Origin of the sequence: Streptomyces sp. NEAU-sy36 (assembly GCF_013423905.1) — a bacterium.
Classification (GTDB): Bacteria; Actinomycetota; Actinomycetes; order Streptomycetales; family Streptomycetaceae; genus Streptomyces; species Streptomyces misionensis.
This window is the reverse complement of the sequence record NZ_CP058977.1, coordinates 5,642,164-5,661,415: the sequence shown is the minus strand read 5'-3', so window position 1 is coordinate 5,661,415 and position 19,252 is coordinate 5,642,164. Positions and strand designations below refer to the sequence as shown.

Below are 19,252 nucleotides of genomic sequence, written 5' to 3'. Positions count from 1 at the left end.
GGAAAGGAGCGATCATGCCAGCCGGTTCCAGCCCCAAGCGCGAACGCCAGTACGAGCACATCAAGGAGAGCGCGCAGGACCGGGGCGAGAGCGAGGGACGCGCGAAGGAGATCGCCGCACGGACCGTCAACAAGGAACGCGCCCGCGCCGGCGAGTCGAAGACCGCCAGCCGCACGTCGACGCAGGACATGTCGTCCAGCAGGCGCGGCGGCCAGCGGTCGGGCAACCGGGTCGGCTCGCACGGCCCGACCCGCGACCAGCTGTACAACGAGGCCAGGCAGCGCGGCATCGAGGGCCGCTCGCACATGAACAAGGACGAGCTGCAACGCGCGCTGAAGTCCAAGAAGGGCTGACGCCGGGAGCCGGGAAGGGCGGCTCAGCCCAGGGTCTGCCGGTACCGGGCCAGTTCCGGAGCGGTCTTGGTGGCGATGAACTCGGTGACCCGGTAGGTGCACACGCCGCCCAGGGTGAACGGGTCGCTCGCCACCACCTCCTCGACGCGGGCGCGGTCCTCGGCCACGGCCAGGATCACCCCGCCGTCGCGCGGCTCCTTGCGGCCCGAGGCCAGGAAGACGCCCTTCTCGTACTGCTCCTCCAGCCACGCCACGTGCTCGGCGAGCAGGGCGTCCACGGCGTCGAGGGGCTTGGTGTAGGTCAGTTCCAGTACGAACATGATCGCGAGCCTACCCCGCCGGCCGCCCCCGTTGACAGGCGCTAGAGTCGGCCGTCATGACGACCCCAGGCATACCGGCGGGCCGGCCGGCGACCGAGGAGGAGGCCCGCGCGGTCCAGGACGAGCTGCGGGACCGGGTGGTGCTCGACGAGCCGGGGCCGCCGCCCGGCACCGGCCGGGTGACCGGGGTCGACGTGGCCTACGACGACGAGCGCGACCTGGTCGCTGCGGCGGCCGTCGTCCTGGACGCCGCCAGTCTGGAGGTGGTGGCCGAGGCCACCGCCGTCGGCCCGGTGTCCTTCCCCTATGTGCCCGGACTGCTCGCCTTCCGGGAGATCCCCACGGTGCTGGCCGCCCTCGACTCCCTGCCGTGCCCGCCCGGACTGGTGGTGTGCGACGGCTACGGACTGGCCCATCCACGCCGCTTCGGCCTGGCGAGCCACCTCGGCGTGCTCACCGGTCTGCCCACCATCGGCGTCGCCAAGAACCCGTTCACCTTCACCTACGAGGATCCCGCCGCCGCCCGGGGCAGCTCCGCGCCGCTGCTCGCCGGCGCCGAGGAGGTCGGCCGGGCCCTGCGCACCCGGGACGGCGTCAAGCCGGTCTTCGTCTCGGTCGGCCACCGGGTGAGCCTGGACAACGCGGTGGCGCACACCCTGGCCCTCACCCCGGCCTTCCGTCTCCCGGAGACCACCCGGCGCGCCGACGCCCTGTGCCGCCGGGCCCTGCGGGAGGCGACGGCCCGTCCGGCCGCTCAGGAGGCCGTGACCCGCCAGGTGCCGACCTCCTGATACCCGGAGTCGTACACGGCCGAGCCGTCGCCCGGCTCCAGCGCGTAGTGGTGCAGATTGCCGCCCCAGTAGCGCAGGATCCGCCCCAGCTCGGCGGCCCGCTCCGGCGCCGGGGCGTCCTCGTCCACGGTCACTTCGAGCACGAACTTCAACGTTTTTACGCCTCCTTGGGTTCACCGGCTTGGGACTCAATCGTCTCACTGACGTGCCCGTTGAGACTTTGGCGGCGACTGGCGCGGAGTGCAGGCCGCGGACGGGTCGGAAGTCTCAAACCGGGGGAGAGGTGCCGGGCGGGCCGGCCGGCTACCGCCGCGCCACCACCCGGAACCCGATCCCCGCGGCCCGCAGCCGCCCGGTGAGCGCGTCGCCCATCGCCTGCGCCGTGGTCACCTGGCCGGACGTCGGCGGGAGGTCGTCGAGGGCGAGGCACAGCGCCGCCTCGGCGAACATCTTGGCGGTCTCGTCGTAGCCGGGGTCGCCGCCCGCCACCTCGGTGAGCACGCGGCGCCCGCCGCCCTCGCCGACGAACCGCACCCTGAACCAGCTCTTCGCCCGCTTCCGCGCGCTCGGCCCCTCGCCCGGCCGGAGCCGGTTCGACAACCAGCGGCGGGCGGGCGGAAGCTGGGAGGCCGCCGCGAGCGCGCCGACGGCGGCGACCCCGCCGAGGGCGACCGGCAGATGCCGGACGGCGGCGAAGTGCCGGTAGCGGAAGTCGGGGCCCTAGCGCTCCAGGGCCCGTGCCGAACGGCCCACGATCCGCGGGTCGACGGTGGGCAGCGGTACCGCCCACGCGCCGACCTCCGGGGCGAACCGCGGCGCTCCGACCGGCGCGCTCACCCGGCGTCCGGGCAACCGGGGCTCGTGCCGGGCCCGTTCGCGCGCGGCGGCGAGCAGCTGCCGTCCCCGCGCGAGCTGGTCGAGCGCCGAGGCCAGGGTGCCGCCGGAGAAGGCCGCGTCGGCCGTCACATAGCCGTCCACCCGCAGCGGCACACCCTCGGGCAGTTGCCGCACCGTGAAGTACGCGCCGAGGTCATGGGGTACGGAGTCGAAGCCGCAGGCGTGCACCAGACGCGCGCCGGTCTCCCGCGCGCGGGCGTCGTGCCGTACGTACATCAGGTCCACGAACTCCGGCTCGCCGGTGAGGTCCAGGTAGTCGGTCCCGGCGTCCGCGCAGGCGGCCACCAGTTCCTCGCCGTACCGCAGATAGGGGCCCACGGTCGTGGCCACCACCCGCGCCCGCCCGGCCAGCTCGCGCACGGCCGCCGGATCGGACGCGTCGGCGCGCAGCACACCGATGTCCGCGCCGCCGGGCAGCTCCTCGCGCAGCCGCCGCAGCCTGGCCTCGTCGCGGCCGGCCACCGCCCAGCGCAGCTCCTTCGGCGCGTGCGCGGCCAGGTACCGCGCGGTCAGGGCGCCGACGAAGCCGGTGGCACCGTAGAGCACCAGGTCATAGGTACGTTCCGTGCCGTGCAGTCCGTTCATGCCACCCCTTGGTCGTGCAGCCCGCGCCGCCGTCGGCGGCCGAGGCTAGCGTGAGATCCGCGCGCTCCCCGGACCGGGTGACCCGGTCGGACGGGCACTTGGCTAAGCGCTTGCTCGTTCAGGTCTTGTGCCGGATGGAACGCGTTCCTAGCATCACCGGTGTTACATCAGTTGTGTCACACACTTGGGGGACGGCATGAGCACCGCAGCGCGGGGCCCGCTCCACGGCGTGCGCGTGGTGGAACTGGCCGGCATCGGGCCGGGCCCGTTCGCCGCCATGCTGCTGGCCGACCTCGGCGCCGACGTGGTCCGCGTGGACCGCCCCGGCGGCCCCGGCCTCGGCATCGACCCCGCCCACGACGTCACCAACCGCAACAAGCGCTCGGTGGTGGTCGACCTCAAGTCCCCGGACGGTGCCGCCCGCGTCCTGGACCTCGCCGAGCGCGCCGACGTCCTGGTCGAGGGCTACCGCCCGGGCGTCGCCGAACGCCTCGGGGTCGGCCCGGCCGAGTGCCACGCCCGCAACCCCCGCCTGGTGTACGGCCGGATGACCGGCTGGGGCCAGGACGGCCCCCTCGCCGAGCGCGCGGGCCACGACGTGTCGTACATCGCCGTGACCGGCGCCCTCGGTCTGATCGGCCGCCCCGGCGAACCCCCGGCCGTGCCCGCCAACCTCCTCGGCGACTACGCGGGCGGCTCGCTCTACCTGGTCGTCGGCGTCCTCGCCGCGCTGCACCACGCGCGCGCCACCGGCACCGGCCAGGTCGTGGACGCCGCCATCGTGGACGGCACCGCCCACCTGTCCGCGATGATCCACGGCATGCTCTCCGCCGGCGCCTGGCAGGACCGGCGCGGCGCCAACCTCCTCGACGGCGGCTGCCCCTACTACGGCACCTACGAGACCGCCGATGGCGGACACATGGCCGTCGGCGCCCTGGAGGACCGGTTCTCCGAGCAGTTCCTGCGCCTGCTGGACCTGGCGGACCTGCTGGACGCGCGCGGCGACCTCAGCCGCTGGGACGAACTGCGCGCCCGGATCGCCGACCGCTTCCGCACCCGCACCCGCGCGCAGTGGACCGCCGTCTTCGAGGGCACCGACGCCTGCGTGGCCCCCGTACTCTCGCTGCGCGAGGCCCCGCACCACCCGCACCTCGCCGCCCGCGGCACCTTCACCGAGCACGCGGGCCTCACCCAGCCGGCCCCCGCCCCCCGCTTCTCGGTCACCCCCGCCGCCGTCCGCACCGGCCCGGCGCTGCCCGGCGCCGACACCGAGGCGGTGGCCCGCGACTGGGACGTACCCGCACTCGCCGACGGCGAGGGGCCCGCCCCGGCCGCCGACCGGGCCCACCGACCCGACGACCACCGAACCCCGCTCGGCCGACCCTCCCGAAAGGCACACCAGTGAGCACCGAAGCGTACGTGTACGACGCGATCCGCACCCCGCGCGGCCGCGGCAAGGCGAACGGCGCCCTGCACGGCACCAAGCCCATCGACCTGGTCGTCGGCCTCATCCACGAGATCCGCGACCGCTTCCCGGGCCTGGACCCGGCCGCCGTCGACGACATCGTGCTCGGCGTCGTCGGCCCGGTCGGCGACCAGGGCTCCGACATCGCCCGGATCGCCGCCATCGCCGCCGGGCTGCCGGACACCGTGGCGGGCGTCCAGGAGAACCGCTTCTGCGCCTCGGGTCTCGAAGCCGTCAACCTGGCCGCCGCCAAGGTCCGCTCCGGCTGGGAGGACCTGGTCCTCGCGGGCGGCGTGGAGTCCATGTCCCGGGTGCCGATGGCCTCCGACGGCGGCGCCTGGTTCAACGACCCGATGACCAACCTGGCCGTCAACTTCGTGCCCCAGGGCATCGGCGCCGACCTGATCGCCACCATCGAGGGCTTCAGCCGGCGGGACGTGGACGAGTACGCGGCCCTGTCCCAGGAGCGTGCCGCCACCGCCTGGAAGGAGGGCCGCTTCGCGCGCTCGGTCGTCCCCGTCAAGGACCGCGCCGGACTGGTCGTCCTCGACCACGACGAGCACCCGCGCCCCGGCACCACCGCCGACTCCCTCGCGGGGCTCAAGCCGTCCTTCGCGGACATCGGCGAACTCGGCGGCTTCGACGCCGTGGCGCTCCAGAAGTACCACTGGGTGGAGAAGATCGACCACGTCCACCACGCGGGCAACTCCTCGGGCATCGTGGACGGCGCCTCGCTGGTCGCGATCGGCTCCAAGCAGGTCGGCGAGCGCTACGGCCTCACCCCGCGCGCCCGGATCGTCTCCGCCGCCGTCTCCGGCTCCGAGCCCACCATCATGCTCACCGGCCCGGCCCCCGCCACCCGCAAGGCCCTCGCCAAGGCGGGCCTGACCATCGACGACATCGACCTGGTCGAGATCAACGAGGCGTTCGCCGCCGTCGTGCTGCGCTTCGTCAAGGACATGGGCATCTCGCTGGACAAGGTCAACGTCAACGGCGGCGCCATCGCGCTGGGCCACCCGCTCGGCGCGACCGGCGCCATGATCCTCGGCACCCTCGTGGACGAACTGGAGCGCCAGGACAAGCGCTACGGCCTCGCCACCCTGTGCGTGGGCGGCGGCATGGGCATCGCCACCATCATCGAGCGCATCTGAACTCCCCGCGGAATCAAGCCACTTCAACGGAGACGACTCACATGACCGAGAGCACCACCATCCGCTGGGAGCAGGACGACACCGGTGTCGTGACCCTGGTCCTGGACGACCCCGACCAGTCCGCGAACACCATGAACCAGGCCTTCCGGGCCTCCATCACGGCAATCGCCGCACGCGCGGAGGCCGAGAAGGACTCCATCCGGGGCATCGTCTACACCTCCGCCAAGAAGACCTTCTTCGCCGGCGGCGACCTCAAGGACATGATCAAGGCCGGTCCGCGGGACGCCCAGGACGTCTTCGACGCCGCGACCGAGATCAAGACCGCGCTGCGCCGTATCGAGACCCTCGGCAAGCCGGTCGTCGCCGCCATCAACGGCGCGGCCCTGGGCGGCGGTTACGAGATCGCGCTCGCCTCCCACCACCGCATCGCGCTGGACGCCCCCGGCTCCAGGATCGGCCTGCCCGAGGTCACCCTCGGCCTGCTGCCCGCGGGCGGCGGCGTCACCCGCACCGTGCGCCTGATGGGCATCACCGACGCGCTGCTGAAGGTGCTGCTCCAGGGCACCCAGTACAACCCGCGGCGCGCCCTGGAGAACGGCCTGGTCCACGAGGTGGCCGAGACCCGTGAGGAGATGCTGGCCAAGGCCCGCGCCTTCATCGACGCCCACCCCGAGTCCCGGCAGCCCTGGGACGTTCCCGGCCACCGGATCCCGGGCGGCACGCCGGCCAACCCGAAGTTCGCCGCCAACCTGCCCGCCTTCCCGGCCAACCTGCGCAAGCAGACGGGCGGCGCCCCCTACCCGGCGCCGCGCAGCATCATGGCCGCGGCCGTCGAGGGCGCCCAGGTCGACTTCGAGACCGCGAGCACCATCGAGACCCGCTACTTCACCGAGCTGGTCACCGGGCAGACCGCCAAGAACATGATCCAGGCGTTCTTCTTCGACCTCCAGGCGGTCAACTCCGGCGCCAACCGGCCCAAGGGCGTCGAGCCCCGCCAGGTCCGCAAGGTCGCGGTGCTCGGCGCGGGCATGATGGGCGCCGGCATCGCCTACTCCTGCGCCCGAGCGGGGATCGAGGTCGTCCTCAAGGACGTCTCCCTGGAGGCCGCGCTCAAGGGCAAGGGCTACTCCGAGAAGCTGTGCGCCAAGGCCGTCGCCAAGGGCCGCACCAGCCAGGAGAAGGCGGACGCGCTGCTCGCCCGGATCACCCCCACCGGCGACGCCGCCGACCTCGCGGGCTGCGACGCGGTGATCGAGGCGGTCTTCGAGGACACCGCGCTCAAGCACAAGGTCTTCCAGGAGATCGAGTCGGTCGTGGCGCCCGACGCGCTCCTGTGCTCCAACACCTCCACGCTGCCCATCACCACCCTCGCCGAGGGCGTGCAGCGCCAGGCCGACTTCATCGGGCTGCACTTCTTCTCGCCGGTCGACAAGATGCCGCTCGTCGAGATCATCAAGGGCGAGCGCACCGGCGACGAGGCCCTCGCCCGCGCCTTCGACCTCGTCCGGCAGATCAGCAAGACCCCGATCGTCGTCAACGACTCGCGCGGCTTCTTCACCTCCCGGGTGATCGGCCACTTCATCAACGAGGGCGTCGCCATGGTCGGCGAGGGCATCGAGCCCGCCTCCGTGGAACAGGCCGCCGCCCAGGCCGGCTACCCGGCCAAGGTCCTCTCCCTGATGGACGAGCTGACCCTCACCCTGCCGCGCAGGATCCGCAGCGAGACCAAGCGGGCCGTCGAGGAGGCCGGCGGCACCTGGGTCGCGCACCCGGCCGAGGCCGTCATCGACCGCATGATCGACGAGTTCGGGCGCCCCGGCCGCAGCGGCGGCGCCGGGTTCTACGACTACACCGAGGACGGCAGGCGCGCCGGGCTCTGGCCGGGCCTGCGCGAGCACTTCACCCGGCCCGGGCACGAGATCCCGTTCCGGGACATGCAGGAGCGCATGCTCTTCGCCGAGGCGCTGGACTCCGTGCGCCTGCTGGAGGAGGGGGTGCTGACCTCCGTGGCCGACGCCAACATCGGCTCCATCCTCGGCATCGGCTTCCCCGGCTGGACCGGCGGGGTGCTCCAGTACATCAACGGCTACGACGGCGGCGCCGGGGGAGACGTCGGCCTGCCCGCCTTCGTGGCCCGCGCCCGCGAACTCGCCGAGCGCTACGGCGACCGCTTCACCCCGCCCGCGCTGCTGGTCGAGAAGGCGGAGCGGGGCGAGCGCTTCGCGGACTAGGGTCTTCCGTCCGGATCAGGCCGGACCAGGGAGCGGGGCGAGCGCGTCACGGGCTCAGCCCGCTCCCGAGCCCTTGATCCACTCGCTCAGTTCCTCGCGCAGCGTGCGCTGGAAGGTCGTCAGCAGCGCCTGCACCACCAGCGGGTGCATGTGAGCCGACAGGTCCCGCACATCGCGGGTGTCCCGCTCGGCCACCTCGCCGCGGAAGAGCCGGGCGAGTTCACGGGCCGCGGCGCGCGAGTGCTCCGTCAGCACCCTGCGCGCCGCGAGGATCGCCTCCTGCGACAGCGGCACGTCCAGCAGTTCCAGCCCGAGCCGCAGCAGGCCGGAGTCGACGCGGAAGGCCTCCGTCTCGTCGTCCGCCGCGAGGACGCCCAGCGCCCCCAGGCGCTCCATGTCCCGCTCGGACAGCGCCCGCCCCGCCCGCCGCTCCAGCTCGGCGAGGGAGAGCGTCTCCACGGCGTCCGGTGCCCAGGACGCGACCACCGCCCGGTGAATCGCCAGGTCGTGCGGGGACAGGTCGGACGGCAGCTGCCGCAGGTACCGATCGATCGCCGCCAGCGTCATCCCCTGGCGCTGCAACTCCTCGATGAGCGCCAGCCGCGCCACGTGCCCGGCCCCGTACCGCCCCACCCGGCGCGGTCCGATCTCCGGCGGCGGCAGCAGTCCCTTGCTCCCGTAGAAGCGCACGGTGCGCACCGTCACCCCCGCCCGTGCGGCCAGCTCGTCGACGGTGAGGCTCATCTCCCCGGCATCGGTCGTCATGCGCAGCAGTATCGCTGTCACACCAGTGCTGTGAAACCCGTCGGCCGACGACCGGCGGCCGGCCGCGCCGGACCGGCGCGCGCCCCGGAACCCGGTCACCTTGTCCGTGTGTACGGTGTGGTGAACATCATGTGGACGCTGGGCGGATCGTGTGAGAAGTAACGCTCTGTGACTTGGATCACCGCCAAATGCGGGAACCGTCTGCGAAGCTGCTGGCTTGGTCTGTACCGCGACTCATCGGGGTGGTGCGGGCCAAGCCCTGCACGACCCCCGGACCCTCGCGGTCCGGGCGCACCAGGAAGTGGTACCACCCGTGAGCAAGGACGCCGTGGATTCGGCACAGGCCGCCGCCCATACCGGGGCGGCCCAGACGCCCTCGGACGCGGGCGACGCCGGTTACAGCAAGGACCTCAAGGCCCGCCACGTCAACATGATCGCCATCGGCGGCGCCATCGGCACGGGGCTCTTCCTCGGCGCCGGAGGCCGTCTGCACAACGCGGGCCCGGCACTCGCCCTGGCCTATCTGGTCTGCGGCATCTTCGCCTTCTTCGTCGTGCGCGCCCTGGGCGAGCTGGTCCTGTACCGGCCCTCCTCCGGCTCCTTCGTGAGCTACGCGCGCGAGTTCCTCGGCGAGAAGGGCGCCTACGTCGCCGGCTGGATGTACTTCCTGAACTGGTCGACCACCGGCATCGCCGACATCACCGCCATCGCGCTGTACACGCACTACTGGAGCTTCTTCACGCCCATCCCGCAGTGGGTGCTGGCGCTGATCGCGCTCGCGGTGGTGCTCACCGTGAACCTGATCTCGGTGAAGATCTTCGGCGAGATGGAGTTCTGGTTCGCGATCATCAAGGTCGCCACCCTGGTGGGCTTCATGTTCATCGGCATCTTCCTGCTGGCCACCCAGCACCACGTCGACGGCTACACCCCCGGCCTGAGCATGATCAGCGACCACGGCGGGATCTTCCCGCACGGCATGATGCCGGTGGTCCTCGTCATGCAGGGCGTGATCTTCGCGTACGCCGCGCTGGAGCTGGTCGGCGTCGCCGCCGGTGAGACCGAGCAGCCGGAGAAGGTCGTCCCGCGCGCCGTGAACTCGATCATGTGGCGTGTCGGCCTGTTCTACGTCGGCTCGGTCGTCCTCCTCGCCCTGCTGCTGCCGGGCTCGGTGTACTCCGCCGACCAGAGCCCCTTCGTGACGGTCCTGTCCAAGATCGGCGTCCCGGCGGCCGGCGACGTGATGAACCTGGTGGTGCTCACCGCCGCCATGTCCTCGCTGAACTCGGGCCTGTACTCCACCGGCCGCATCCTGCGCTCCATGGCGATGGCGGGCTCCGCGCCCAAGTTCACCCGTGTGATGAGCCGCAGCCAGGTGCCCTACGGCGGCATCCTGCTGACCTGCGGCATCTGCGTGCTCGGCGTCGGCCTGAACTACCTGGTGCCCAGCCAGGCCTTCGAGATCGTGCTGAACGTCGCCTCGCTCGGCATCATCAGCACGTGGGTGATCATCATGATCTGCCACGCGATCTTCGTCCGCCGGGCCCGCGCGGGCCTGGTGACCCGGCCGCACTTCCAGCTGAAGTTCTCCCCGGTCACCGAGATCGCCACCATCGCCTTCCTGCTGGTCTGCCTCGGCATGATGTGGGACGACCACGAGGTCGGCCGCAAGACCCTGCTGCTCATCCCGGTGATCGCCGTCATGCTGGTCGCCGGCTGGTTCGGCGTCCGCCGCCGGGTGACCGCCGGTGCGGACCAGGAACCCTCCGCGCCGGTGCGGTAGCGGCCCGGCGCCACTGTCAGTGGCCGCCCCTACGGTGGCGTCATGCCGGAGATCACTTTCGTCCGGGGCGACGCCACCACCCCGCGGGGCAGGGGCCCGAAGATCGTCGCCCATGTCTGCAACGACGTCGGCGGCTGGGGCAAGGGCTTCGTCCTCGCCCTCTCCCGCCGCTGGCCGGAGCCCGAGCAGGCCTACCGCGCCTGGCACCGCGACCGCGCGCACAACGACTTCGGGCTGGGCGCGGTCCAGCTCGTCCCCGTCGGCCCGCGCACCTGGGTGGCCAACATGGTCGGCCAGCGTGGCACCAGGACCAGCGTCAAGGGCGTTCCGGTGCGCTACGAGGCGATCGACACCGCCCTCACCTGCCTCGCCGACCGCGCCCTCGAACTTGGTGCGTCCGTGCACATGCCCCGCATCGGCTGCGGTCTGGCCGGTGGCACCTGGTCCCGCGTCGAACCGCTGGTCACGAGGCGGCTGGTGGCCCGGGGCATAGCGGTCACCGTGTACGACCTCGGGGACCACGCCGGGAACGCGGCCGGCGGCCCCGCCCGCGTCGGCGGGTGACGGCCGCGGTGTGCCCCGCCCGAGGCCGCCTCAGCGCGGAACCGGCCGCCCGGTCGCCGGCGTGGGCGCCACGACCTCGCGTACCGCGTCGTCGTAGCGGCGCAGTACCAGCCGCGCGACCGACTCGTGCGCGCCGAGCGGCGGTGAGGTGATGCAGCCGCCCGCCGCGGCGGCCCGGCCGCCGAAGAAGCCGGGCGCCAGCAGATAGCGGGCCACCGCCACCCTGTCGTGGCCGCGCCGCCGCAGTTCGGCCACCGCCTCGGCGGGGGTCGGCGCTCCGGCGCACAGGTACGACGGCACCACCGGGGAGCCGAGCCGCCGCGCCAGCAGCCGGGCCATCCGCGCGGTGTCCGCGTTGGCGCCCGGGTCGGTCGACCCGGCCGCGGCCAGCACCACGGCGCCGCCCGAAGTCCAGCCCGCCTCCGCCAGCCGGTCGCCCAGGGCCTCGGCGAGCAGCGGGTGGGGCCCGAGGGGGCGTGCCACCCGGGCCCGCACGCCCGGCGCGGCCGCGAGCACCGCGGGGATGTCGACGCGTACGTGGTAACCCCCGCCGAGCAGCAGCGGCACCAGGACCGCCGGGGCGTCGAGCCCCGCCAGCACCTCCGCGAGCGGCGGCCGCACCAGGTCGAGCCAGCCCGTTTCGACGCGCAGCCCGGGCCGTGCGCGCCGCACGGCGTCGACGAGCCCTCCGATCGTCCGTTCGTGCTGCGGGCCCCTGCTGCCGTGCCCCACGGCGACGAGGACGGGGCCTTCCCCGAGGTGCCTCCGCGCCCGCTCCGGTGTCCCGTTCATGCCGTCACCGCCAGTCGGTAGCCGCGCTTGGGCACCGTGCGTATCAGCGCGGAGTGGGGGCCGAGGGCGGCGCGCAGCCGGGCGATCGCGGCCTCCACGGCGTGTTCGTCGGCGCGGTCCGCCAGCCAGGCGCGGCGCAGCAGCTCGGCGCGGCTGAGCACGTGGCCCGGCCGGTCGGCGAGGGCCCGCAGCACCGCGGCGAGCACCGGCGGCAGCGTGACCTGCATGTCGTCGGCGAGCACCGCGCTGCCCTGGAGCACCACCCGCCGCCCCTCGTACACCAGCTCCCTGCGCATCCTGGCCGGCAGCGCCTCGGCGAGGGTGCGCACCAGCGCGCCGAGCCGGCCGCGCTCCGGGCAGACCGGCTCGATGCCCAGTTCCAGCAGCGGCCGCGCGCACACCGGCCCCACACACACCGCCAGCACGTCCTCGCGCAGGGCGGCGAGCACCTCGGCGCGCCGGTCGAAGCCGTCCGCGCCCACCAGCAGCGCCTCGATCGCCTGGGCACTGGTGAAGGACAGGGCGTGCAGCTCGCGCCGGACGGTCAGCTCGACCAGGCGGCGCACCGCCTCCGGGTCGTCCGGCGGCCCCCAGCGGTAGACCGGCACCGCGATCACCTCGGCGCCGCGTTCGCGCAGCGCGGCGGCGAAGCCGTCCAGCGGCACCCCGTGCTCCTGCACCGCGATCCGGCGGCCCGCCAGCGGGCGGGCGAGCAGCCAGGAGAGCAGTTCGTCGTTGGCCTCCGAACGCGGCGAGAACGCCTCGTCCAGCCCGCTCGCCCGCACCGCACCGGTCGCCTTGGGACCGCGGGTGAGCACCACCGCCGCGCGGCAGGCGGCGGCGAGCCGCGCGCCGGTGCCCCAGCCGTCGGCGGCGCTCATCCAGCAGCGCCAGCCCACCCCGGTGGTGGCGACGACGTAGTCGAGCGGCCCGGCGAGACAGCGTTCGGTGGCCTCGCGCAGCGCGGTGTCGTCGCCGAGCGGGACCAGGCGCATCATGGGCGCCTCGACCACCCGGGCGCCGCGCCGCTCCAGCAGTGCCGTGAGCTCCTCGCGGCGGCGCGTGGCGGTCACCCCGACCGTGAAGCCGGTCAGCGGACCGCCCCGCCGTGCCGCCGTGGTGTCTGTGCCGGTGCCCGTTGCCATGCCCTTCAACATCGACCGGCCGCGTTGCGAGCCGGTTGCCCGCATGTCACGGCGGCGTAAGCGGGCGTCCGCGCAGGTTACGGAAGATGTCGGGGACGTCACCCCGTACCGCCGGCGCTGTGAGACAGCCGTACCCCGGGCGCAACACGGCCGACCCGGTCGCGAAACGCCCCCCGGCGACGCTCACGGCATGACGACGACCACCACGGCCGTGGACACCCACTGCCCGTACTGCGCCTTGCAGTGCGGCATGCGGCTGGCGCGCACCGACGGGCCGGACGGCACCCCGGTGGAGGTGCTGGAGCGGCCGGACTTCCCGGTCAACCAGGGCGCGCTGTGCGGCAAGGGGCGCACCGCGGCCCGGCTGCTCGCCCCCGGCGCACGGCTGACGGCACCGCTGGTGCGCGACGGCGGCGTGCTGCGCGAGGCGTCCTGGGCGGAGGCGCTCGACCGGGTGGCCGCGGGGCTCGCGGACGCCGGGCGGCGCTACGGGCGGGACGCCGCAGGAGTGTTCGGCGGGGGCGGGCTCACCAACGAGAAGGCGTATCTGCTGGGCAAGTTCGCCCGCGTGGTGCTGCGCACCGCGAACATCGACTACAACGGCCGGTTCTGCATGTCCTCGGCGGCCGCCGCGCTCCGACACGCCTTCGGCCTCGACCGCGGCCTGCCCTTCCCGCTCGCCGACGTCGCCCGCGCCGAATGCGTGCTGCTGGTCGGCGGCAACCCGGCCGAGACGATGCCGCCGGCCGTCCGCCGGCTGCGCGAGCTGCGCGAGAACGGCGGCCGGCTGATCGTCGTCGACCCGCGCCGCACCCGCACCGCCGAACTCGCCGACCTGCACGTGCAGCCGGTGCCCGGCACCGATCTGGCGCTCGCGCTCGGCCTGCTGCACCTGGTGATCGCCGACGGCCTGTGCGACGAGGCGTTCATCGCCGACCGCACCACCGGGTTCGAGGAGGCGAGGGCGGCCGCCATGGCGCACTGGCCGGAGCGGGTCGAGCGGCTGACCGGCGTCCCGGTGCCGGTGCTGCGCGAGGTGGCCGGCCAGTTCGCGCGGGCGGCCACCGGGGTCGTGCTCACCGCGCGCGGGGCCGAGCAGCACAGCAAGGGCACCGACACCGTGGCCGCCTGGATCAATCTGTGCCTCGCCACCGGCAAGGCGGGCCGCCCCGGCTCCGGGTTCGGCTGCCTCACCGGCCAGGGCAACGGCCAGGGCGGCCGGGAGCACGGCCAGAAGTCCGACCAGCTGCCCGGCTACCGGTCCCTCACCGACCCCGCCGCCCGCGCCCATGTCGCCGCCGTGTGGGGCGTCGACCCGGACACCCTGCCCGGCCCCGGCCGCTCGGCCTACGAGCTGCTCGACGGCCTCGGGCAGTCCGGCGGGGTGCGCGCCCTGCTGCTGATGGGCTCCAACCCGGTGGTCTCGGCACCCAACGCGGCGCACGTCACCACCCGGCTGGGGCAGCTGGACTTCCTCGCGGTGAGCGACGTGGTGCTGTCGGAGACCGCCGAACTGGCCGATGTCGTCCTGCCGGTCGCCCAGTGGGCGGAGGAGACCGGCACGGTGACCAACCTGGAGGGCCGGGTGCTGCTGCGCGAGGCGGCGCTGGCCCCGCCCGAGGGTGTCCGCACCGACCTGCAGGTGCTGCGCGAGCTGGCCGCCCGGCTCGGGGTGCGGCGCGGCTTCTCCGACGATCCGCGGGAGGTCTTCGACGAACTGCGCGCCGCCTCGGCGGGCGGCCCCGCCGACTACGCGGGCATCACCTACGAACGGGTCCGCGAGGAGGACGGCGTCTTCTGGCCGTGCCCGGCCGAGGACCACCCCGGCACGCCGCGGCCGTTCCTCGACCGCTTCGCCACGCCCGACGGACGGGCCCGGTTCGCGGCCGTCTCGCACCGGCCGGCCGCGGAGGAGCCGGACGCGGACTATCCGCTGCGGCTGACCACCGGCCGGGTGCTCGCCCAGTACCAGAGCGGCGCGCAGACCCGGCGGGTGCCGGAGCTGGAGCGGGCCGCTCCCGGGCCGTTCGTGGAGCTGCACCCCCGCCTCGCCGAGCGGCTCGGCGTCACCGACGGCGACCCGCTCGTCCTGACCACCCGCCGCGGCCGGGCCACCGCACCGGCGCGCGTCACCCCGGACATCCGCCCCGACACGGTCTTCGTGCCCTTCCACTGGCCGGGGCCCGGACGCGCCAACTCCCTCACGCACCCCGCCCTCGACCCGGTGTCGCGGATGCCGGAGTTCAAGGTGTGCGCGGTGCGGGTGGAGCGCGCCGAGGCCGCCCGGTGAGCGGGCGGATCGCCGTCGTGGGCGCCGGGATGGCGGCGGCCCGGCTGGCACAGCAGCTCGTCGAGCGGGGCCGCGGCGACGGCGTGACGCTGTACGGCGCCGAACCGCACCGCCCTTACAACCGCACCCTCCTCGCCGATGTGCTCACCGGCCGCCTCGACGCCGCCGCCGTCGGGTTGCCGTGCGGCGCGCCCCAGGTCACCGTGCGCACCGGGCGCGAGGTCGTCGCGGTGGACGTGCGGTCGCGGACGCTGACGCTGGCGGGCGGCGCGGAGGCCGGCTGGGACGAGCTGGTCTTCGCGACCGGCGCCAACCCGGTGCTGCCGCCGATCCGGGGCCTGCGCACCGCCGACGGCGGACTGAAGGCCGGGGTCCACGCCTTCCGGAGCCTCGCCGACTGCGCACGGCTCGCCGAGGACGCGGCGCGCGCCCGCCGCGCGGTGGTGATCGGCGGCGGGGTCCTCGGGGTGAGCGCCGCACGGGCGCTCGCCGCGCTCGGCCTGCCCACCGAGATCGTCCACCAGGCCCCCCACCTGATCGAGCGCCACCTCGACGAGGGAGCGGGCGACGCGCTGCGCCGGGCCCTCGAAGAGCTGGGCGTGCACACCTACCCCGGCAACCGGGCCCGCGCCCTCGACGGCGACACCCGGGTCACCGGCGTCCGCCTCGCCACCGGTTACCTGCTCGACGCCGACCTGGTGGTCCTCGCCTGCGGGGTGCGCCCCCGCACCGGGCTCGCGCACGCCGCCGGGATCACGGTCCGGGGCGGCGTCGTGGTGGACGACCGGCTCGCCGCGTCCGCCCCGCACGTCTTCGCGATCGGCGACTGCGCCGAGCACGCCGGGGTCACGCACGGCCTCGCCGGTCCCGCCTGGGACCAGGCCGACGTCCTCGCCGCGCGGCTCAGCGGTGCCGGTCCGGACACCGGCTACGGCGGCTCCCGGCCACTGGTCCGGCTGACCGCGGGCCCGCTGGAGTACGCGGCGTTCGGCGAGACCGGCGACGCGGCCGGCACCGACGTGCTGCGCATCGCCGACGCCACCCGAGGACCGTACGGCTCGTACAAGAAGCTCGTGCTGCGCGGCGACCGGCTCGTCGGCGGCATCCTCCTCGGCGACCTCGCGACGGTCGGTGACCTCACCCGTGCCTACGAGTGCGACGAAGCGCTCCCCGACGACCCGCTCCACCTGCTCACCAAAGAAGGAGCCGCGTGATGCACTCCCCGACCGCACCCCTGCGCGACCTGGTCCTCGTCGGCCACGGCATGGTCGGCCAGCGCTTCCTTGAGGCGTTCTTCGAACAGCCCCGCCCCGGCTGGCGGGTGACCGTCCTCGCCGAGGAGACACGTCCCGCCTACGACCGGGTCCACCTCACCTCCTGGTTCTCCGGCACGACCGAGGACGAACTGTCCATGTGCCCGCCGGAGTTCCTCACCGAGCACGGGATCGACCTGCGCCTCGGCGAACCGGCCACCGCCGTCGACCGGGAGCGCCGCACGCTCACCACGGCGGCCGGGCGCACCATCCGCTACGACGCCCTGGTGCTCGCCACCGGCTCCTACCCCTTCGTACCGCCGGTGCCCGGCCACGACGCGGGCGGCTGCCACGTCTACCGCACCCTCGACGACCTCGCCGTGATCAAGGCGGAGGCGGCGCGGGCCCGGACCGGCGCGGTGGTCGGCGGCGGGCTGCTCGGCCTGGAGGCGGCCGGGGCGCTGCGCGCGGCGGGGCTCGACACCCACGTCGTGGAGTTCGCCCCGCGGCTGATGGCGCTCCAGGTCGACGAGGCCGGCGGCCAGCTGCTGCGCCGCAAGATCGAGGAGCTGGGCGTCACCGTCCACACCGGCGCCGGCACCGAGGCGATCACCGCGGGCCCCGACGGCCGGGTCCGCTCGATGGTGCTGTCCGACGGCACCGAACTCGACGTCGACCTGGTCGTCTTCTCCGCCGGAGTGCGCCCCCGTGACCAGCTCGCGCGGGCGTGCGGTCTGCCGGTCGGCGCCCGCGGCGGCATCGTCGTGGACACCGCCTGCCGCACCGAGGACCCGCACATCTGGGCCATCGGGGAATGCGCCCAGGCCGCCGACGGCCGGGTCTACGGGCTGGTCGCCCCGGGCTACGCCATGGCCGAGGCCGCCGCCCGCCAGATCACCGAAGGGGAAGGCGAGTTCGGCGGTGGTGACACCTCGACCAAGCTGAAGCTGCTCGGCGTGGACGTCGCCAGCTTCGGCGACGCGCACGGCACCACCGACGGCGCCCTCGACGTGGTGTACGCCAACAGCCGGGCCGGCGTCTACAAGAAGCTGGTCGTCGGCGCCGACGGGCGGCTCATCGGCGGCGTCCTGGTCGGCGACACCGACGACTACGCCACCCTGCGCCCGCTGCTGGCGGGCGCCCCGCTCGCCGTGCCGCCCGAGCGGCTGCTGCTGCCCGCGCAGGCCGGCGCGGGCCCGGCCCCGCTGCCCGACGAGGCGATCGTCTGCTCCTGCCACAACGTCAGCAAGGCCGCGATCCGCCGGGCCGTCGCCGACGGCCACGCCTCGGTGCCCGAGGTGAAGAAGTGCACCAAGGCCGGTACCGGCTGCGGCAGTTGCGAGAAGCTGCTCGGCACCATCGTCGGCGACGAACTGGCCGCCCGCGGCGTCGCCACCTCGCGCGGCCTGTGCGAGCACTTCACCCACACCCGCGCCGAGCTGTACGAGATCATCCGGGTCAAGGGGATCACCACATTCTCCCGGCTGATCGACGAGCACGGCACCGGCGAGGGCTGCCAGATCTGCAAGCCGGTGGTCGCCTCGATCCTCGCCGGCCTGGCCGGCGGCCACATCCTCGACGGCGAACAGGCCGCGCTCCAGGACACCAACGACCACTTCCTCGCCAACCTCCAGCGCGGCGGCTCGTATTCGGTGGTGCCCCGCGTCCCGGGCGGCGAGATCACCCCCGAAGGGCTGATCACCATCGGCGAGATCGCCCGCGACTTCGGCCTCTACACCAAGATCACCGGTGGTCAGCGCATCGACATGTTCGGCGCCCGCGTCGACGACCTGCCGCGCATCTGGCGCCGTCTGGTCGACGCGGGCTTCGAGTCGGGCCACGCCTACGGCAAGGCGCTGCGCACCGTGAAGTCGTGCGTGGGGGAGACCTGGTGCCGCTACGGCGTGCAGGACTCCGTCGGCCTCGCCATCGAACTGGAGCTGCGCTACCGCGGCCTGCGCTCCCCGCACAAGATCAAGGCGGCCGTCTCCGGCTGCGCCCGCGAGTGCGCCGAGGCGCAGAGCAAGGACTTCGGGGTGATCGCCACCGCCGAGGGCTGGAACCTCTACGTCGGCGGCAACGGCGGCATGACCCCGCGCCACGCCGACCTGCTCGCCACCGGCCTGGACCGCCCCACGCTGATCCGCACCATCGACCGCTTCCTGATGTTCTACATCCGCACCGCCGACCGGCTGGAGCGCACCGCCCCCTGGGTGGCGCGGCTCGACGGCGGCCTGGACCACCTGCGGGACGTCCTCATGAACGACTCCCTCGGCATCTGCGACGACCTGGACGACCTGATGCGGCGCCACACGGCGGCGTACGAGGACGAATGGGCCGCCACCCTCGCCGACCCCGACCGGCTGCGCCGCTTCGTCTCCTTCGTCAACGCCCCCGGCGTCCCCGACCCCGCCGTGCGCTTCACCGCCGAGCGCGGCCAGATCCGCCCGGTCACCGTCGCCGGGCCGCGCCTGGAGGTGCGCGTCTGATGCACACCGCCGAGATCCAGCTCGCCCACGACGGCGCCTGGCACACCGTCTGCCGGTACGGCGACCTGCTCCCCGGCCGCGGTGTGGCCGTCCTCCTGCACGGTGAGCAGATCGCGCTCTTCCGGGACCGGGAGGGCGGGCTCTACGCCGTCCAGAACTACGACCCCTTCAGCGACGCCTACGTCCTTTCCCGTGGCATCACCGGCAGCCGCGGCGAGGTGCCGGTGGTCTTCTCACCCATGTACAAGCAGGCCTTCGACCTGCGCACCGGGTCGTGCCTGGACGAGGAGACCGCGCCCGACGGCACCCCGGCGCGGCTGCTGGTCTGGCCGGTGCGGGTCGCCCCGCCCGCCGCCCGCTGACCCCACACCGCCCGGCGTC

At 74.1% G+C, this 19,252-nt stretch carries 16 protein-coding genes and 1 pseudogene; 11 read left to right on the top strand and 6 right to left on the bottom strand.

Going from position 1 to position 19,252, the window contains the following annotated elements; translation table 11 throughout:
• Positions 1–14: 14 nt before the first annotated feature.
• Positions 15–353, top strand: coding sequence for a plasmid stabilization protein (locus HZZ00_RS24720; RefSeq protein ID WP_146467289.1), 339 nt, complete (start codon positions 15–17; stop codon positions 351–353).
• Positions 354–376: 23 nt separating this feature from the next.
• On the opposite strand, the gene HZZ00_RS24715 is transcribed toward HZZ00_RS24720, so the two are convergent.
• A complete protein-coding gene (locus HZZ00_RS24715; RefSeq protein ID WP_070029532.1) occupies positions 377–673 on the bottom strand; it encodes a YciI family protein in 297 nt (98 codons plus the stop codon).
• Positions 674–729: 56 nt separating this feature from the next.
• On the opposite strand from HZZ00_RS24715, the gene HZZ00_RS24710 reads away from it, so the two are divergent.
• Entirely contained in the window at positions 730–1,464 is a 735-nt protein-coding gene (locus HZZ00_RS24710) for an endonuclease V (RefSeq protein ID WP_180328519.1), read from the top strand.
• Here HZZ00_RS24710 and HZZ00_RS24705 read toward each other — a convergent pair.
• A complete protein-coding gene (locus HZZ00_RS24705; protein ID WP_180328518.1) occupies positions 1,428–1,616 on the bottom strand; it encodes a hypothetical protein in 189 nt (62 codons plus the stop codon). The two genes, HZZ00_RS24710 and HZZ00_RS24705, sit on opposite strands and share 37 nt — an antisense overlap.
• Before the next feature lie 151 nt (positions 1,617–1,767).
• A pseudogene (locus tag HZZ00_RS24700) lies at positions 1,768–2,946 on the bottom strand (trans-acting enoyl reductase family protein).
• Between the two features lie 196 nt (positions 2,947–3,142).
• On the opposite strand from HZZ00_RS24700, the gene HZZ00_RS24695 reads away from it, so the two are divergent.
• The 3 genes from HZZ00_RS24695 to HZZ00_RS24685 are packed head-to-tail and all read left to right on the top strand — an operon-like array spanning position 3,143 to position 7,793.
• Complete coding sequence (locus HZZ00_RS24695; RefSeq protein ID WP_180328517.1) at positions 3,143–4,351, top strand: CaiB/BaiF CoA-transferase family protein; 1,209 nt, start codon at positions 3,143–3,145, stop codon at positions 4,349–4,351.
• A complete protein-coding gene (locus HZZ00_RS24690; RefSeq protein ID WP_180328516.1) occupies positions 4,348–5,562 on the top strand; it encodes an acetyl-CoA C-acetyltransferase in 1,215 nt (404 codons plus the stop codon). Before HZZ00_RS24695 ends, HZZ00_RS24690 begins: the two co-directional genes overlap by 4 nt.
• A gap of 41 nt (positions 5,563–5,603) precedes the next feature.
• Entirely contained in the window at positions 5,604–7,793 is a 2,190-nt protein-coding gene (locus HZZ00_RS24685; RefSeq protein ID WP_180328515.1) for a 3-hydroxyacyl-CoA dehydrogenase NAD-binding domain-containing protein, read from the top strand.
• Between the two features lie 54 nt (positions 7,794–7,847).
• Here HZZ00_RS24685 and HZZ00_RS24680 read toward each other — a convergent pair whose 3' ends face one another.
• Positions 7,848–8,558: a MerR family transcriptional regulator gene (locus HZZ00_RS24680; RefSeq protein ID WP_180328514.1), complete on the bottom strand. Its 711-nt coding sequence runs from the start codon at positions 8,556–8,558 to the stop codon at positions 7,848–7,850.
• Positions 8,559–8,871: 313 nt separating this feature from the next.
• Here HZZ00_RS24680 and HZZ00_RS24675 point away from each other — a divergent pair, with 313 nt between their 5' ends.
• Positions 8,872–10,338 carry an amino acid permease gene (locus tag HZZ00_RS24675; protein ID WP_180328513.1) on the top strand — a complete coding sequence of 489 codons (1,467 nt, stop codon included), beginning with the start codon at positions 8,872–8,874 and terminating at the stop codon, positions 10,336–10,338.
• Between the two features lie 42 nt (positions 10,339–10,380).
• Positions 10,381–10,902, top strand: a complete 522-nt coding sequence (locus tag HZZ00_RS24670) for a macro domain-containing protein (protein WP_180328512.1) — start codon at positions 10,381–10,383, stop codon at positions 10,900–10,902.
• 30 nt (positions 10,903–10,932) lie between these two features.
• On the opposite strand, the gene HZZ00_RS24665 is transcribed toward HZZ00_RS24670, so the two are convergent.
• Positions 10,933–11,694 (bottom strand): sirohydrochlorin chelatase, encoded by a 762-nt coding sequence (locus tag HZZ00_RS24665; RefSeq protein WP_180328511.1) that lies wholly within the window; start codon positions 11,692–11,694, stop codon positions 10,933–10,935.
• On the bottom strand, positions 11,691–12,839 hold the full coding sequence (locus tag HZZ00_RS24660; RefSeq protein ID WP_180328510.1) for a uroporphyrinogen-III synthase: 1,149 nt from the start codon (positions 12,837–12,839) through the stop codon (positions 11,691–11,693). Before HZZ00_RS24660 ends, HZZ00_RS24665 begins: the two co-directional genes overlap by 4 nt.
• Before the next feature lie 190 nt (positions 12,840–13,029).
• Between HZZ00_RS24660 and HZZ00_RS38790 the strand changes: the two genes are divergently transcribed.
• The 4 genes from HZZ00_RS38790 to nirD are packed head-to-tail and all read left to right on the top strand — an operon-like array spanning position 13,030 to position 19,233.
• A complete protein-coding gene (locus HZZ00_RS38790) occupies positions 13,030–15,129 on the top strand; it encodes a molybdopterin oxidoreductase family protein (protein WP_180328509.1) in 2,100 nt (699 codons plus the stop codon).
• Complete coding sequence (locus HZZ00_RS38785; protein WP_180328508.1) at positions 15,126–16,343, top strand: NAD(P)/FAD-dependent oxidoreductase; 1,218 nt, start codon at positions 15,126–15,128, stop codon at positions 16,341–16,343. Before HZZ00_RS38790 ends, HZZ00_RS38785 begins: the two co-directional genes overlap by 4 nt.
• Entirely contained in the window at positions 16,343–18,871 is a 2,529-nt protein-coding gene (nirB, locus tag HZZ00_RS24645; RefSeq protein WP_180328507.1) for a nitrite reductase large subunit NirB, read from the top strand. The genes HZZ00_RS38785 and nirB overlap by 1 nt, the downstream gene beginning before the upstream one ends.
• The gene (gene nirD, locus HZZ00_RS24640) at positions 18,871–19,233 is read left to right on the top strand and encodes a nitrite reductase small subunit NirD (protein ID WP_180328506.1); all 363 of its coding nucleotides are present in this window, start codon (positions 18,871–18,873) and stop codon (positions 19,231–19,233) included. Before nirB ends, nirD begins: the two co-directional genes overlap by 1 nt.
• Positions 19,234–19,252 lie beyond the last annotated feature (19 nt).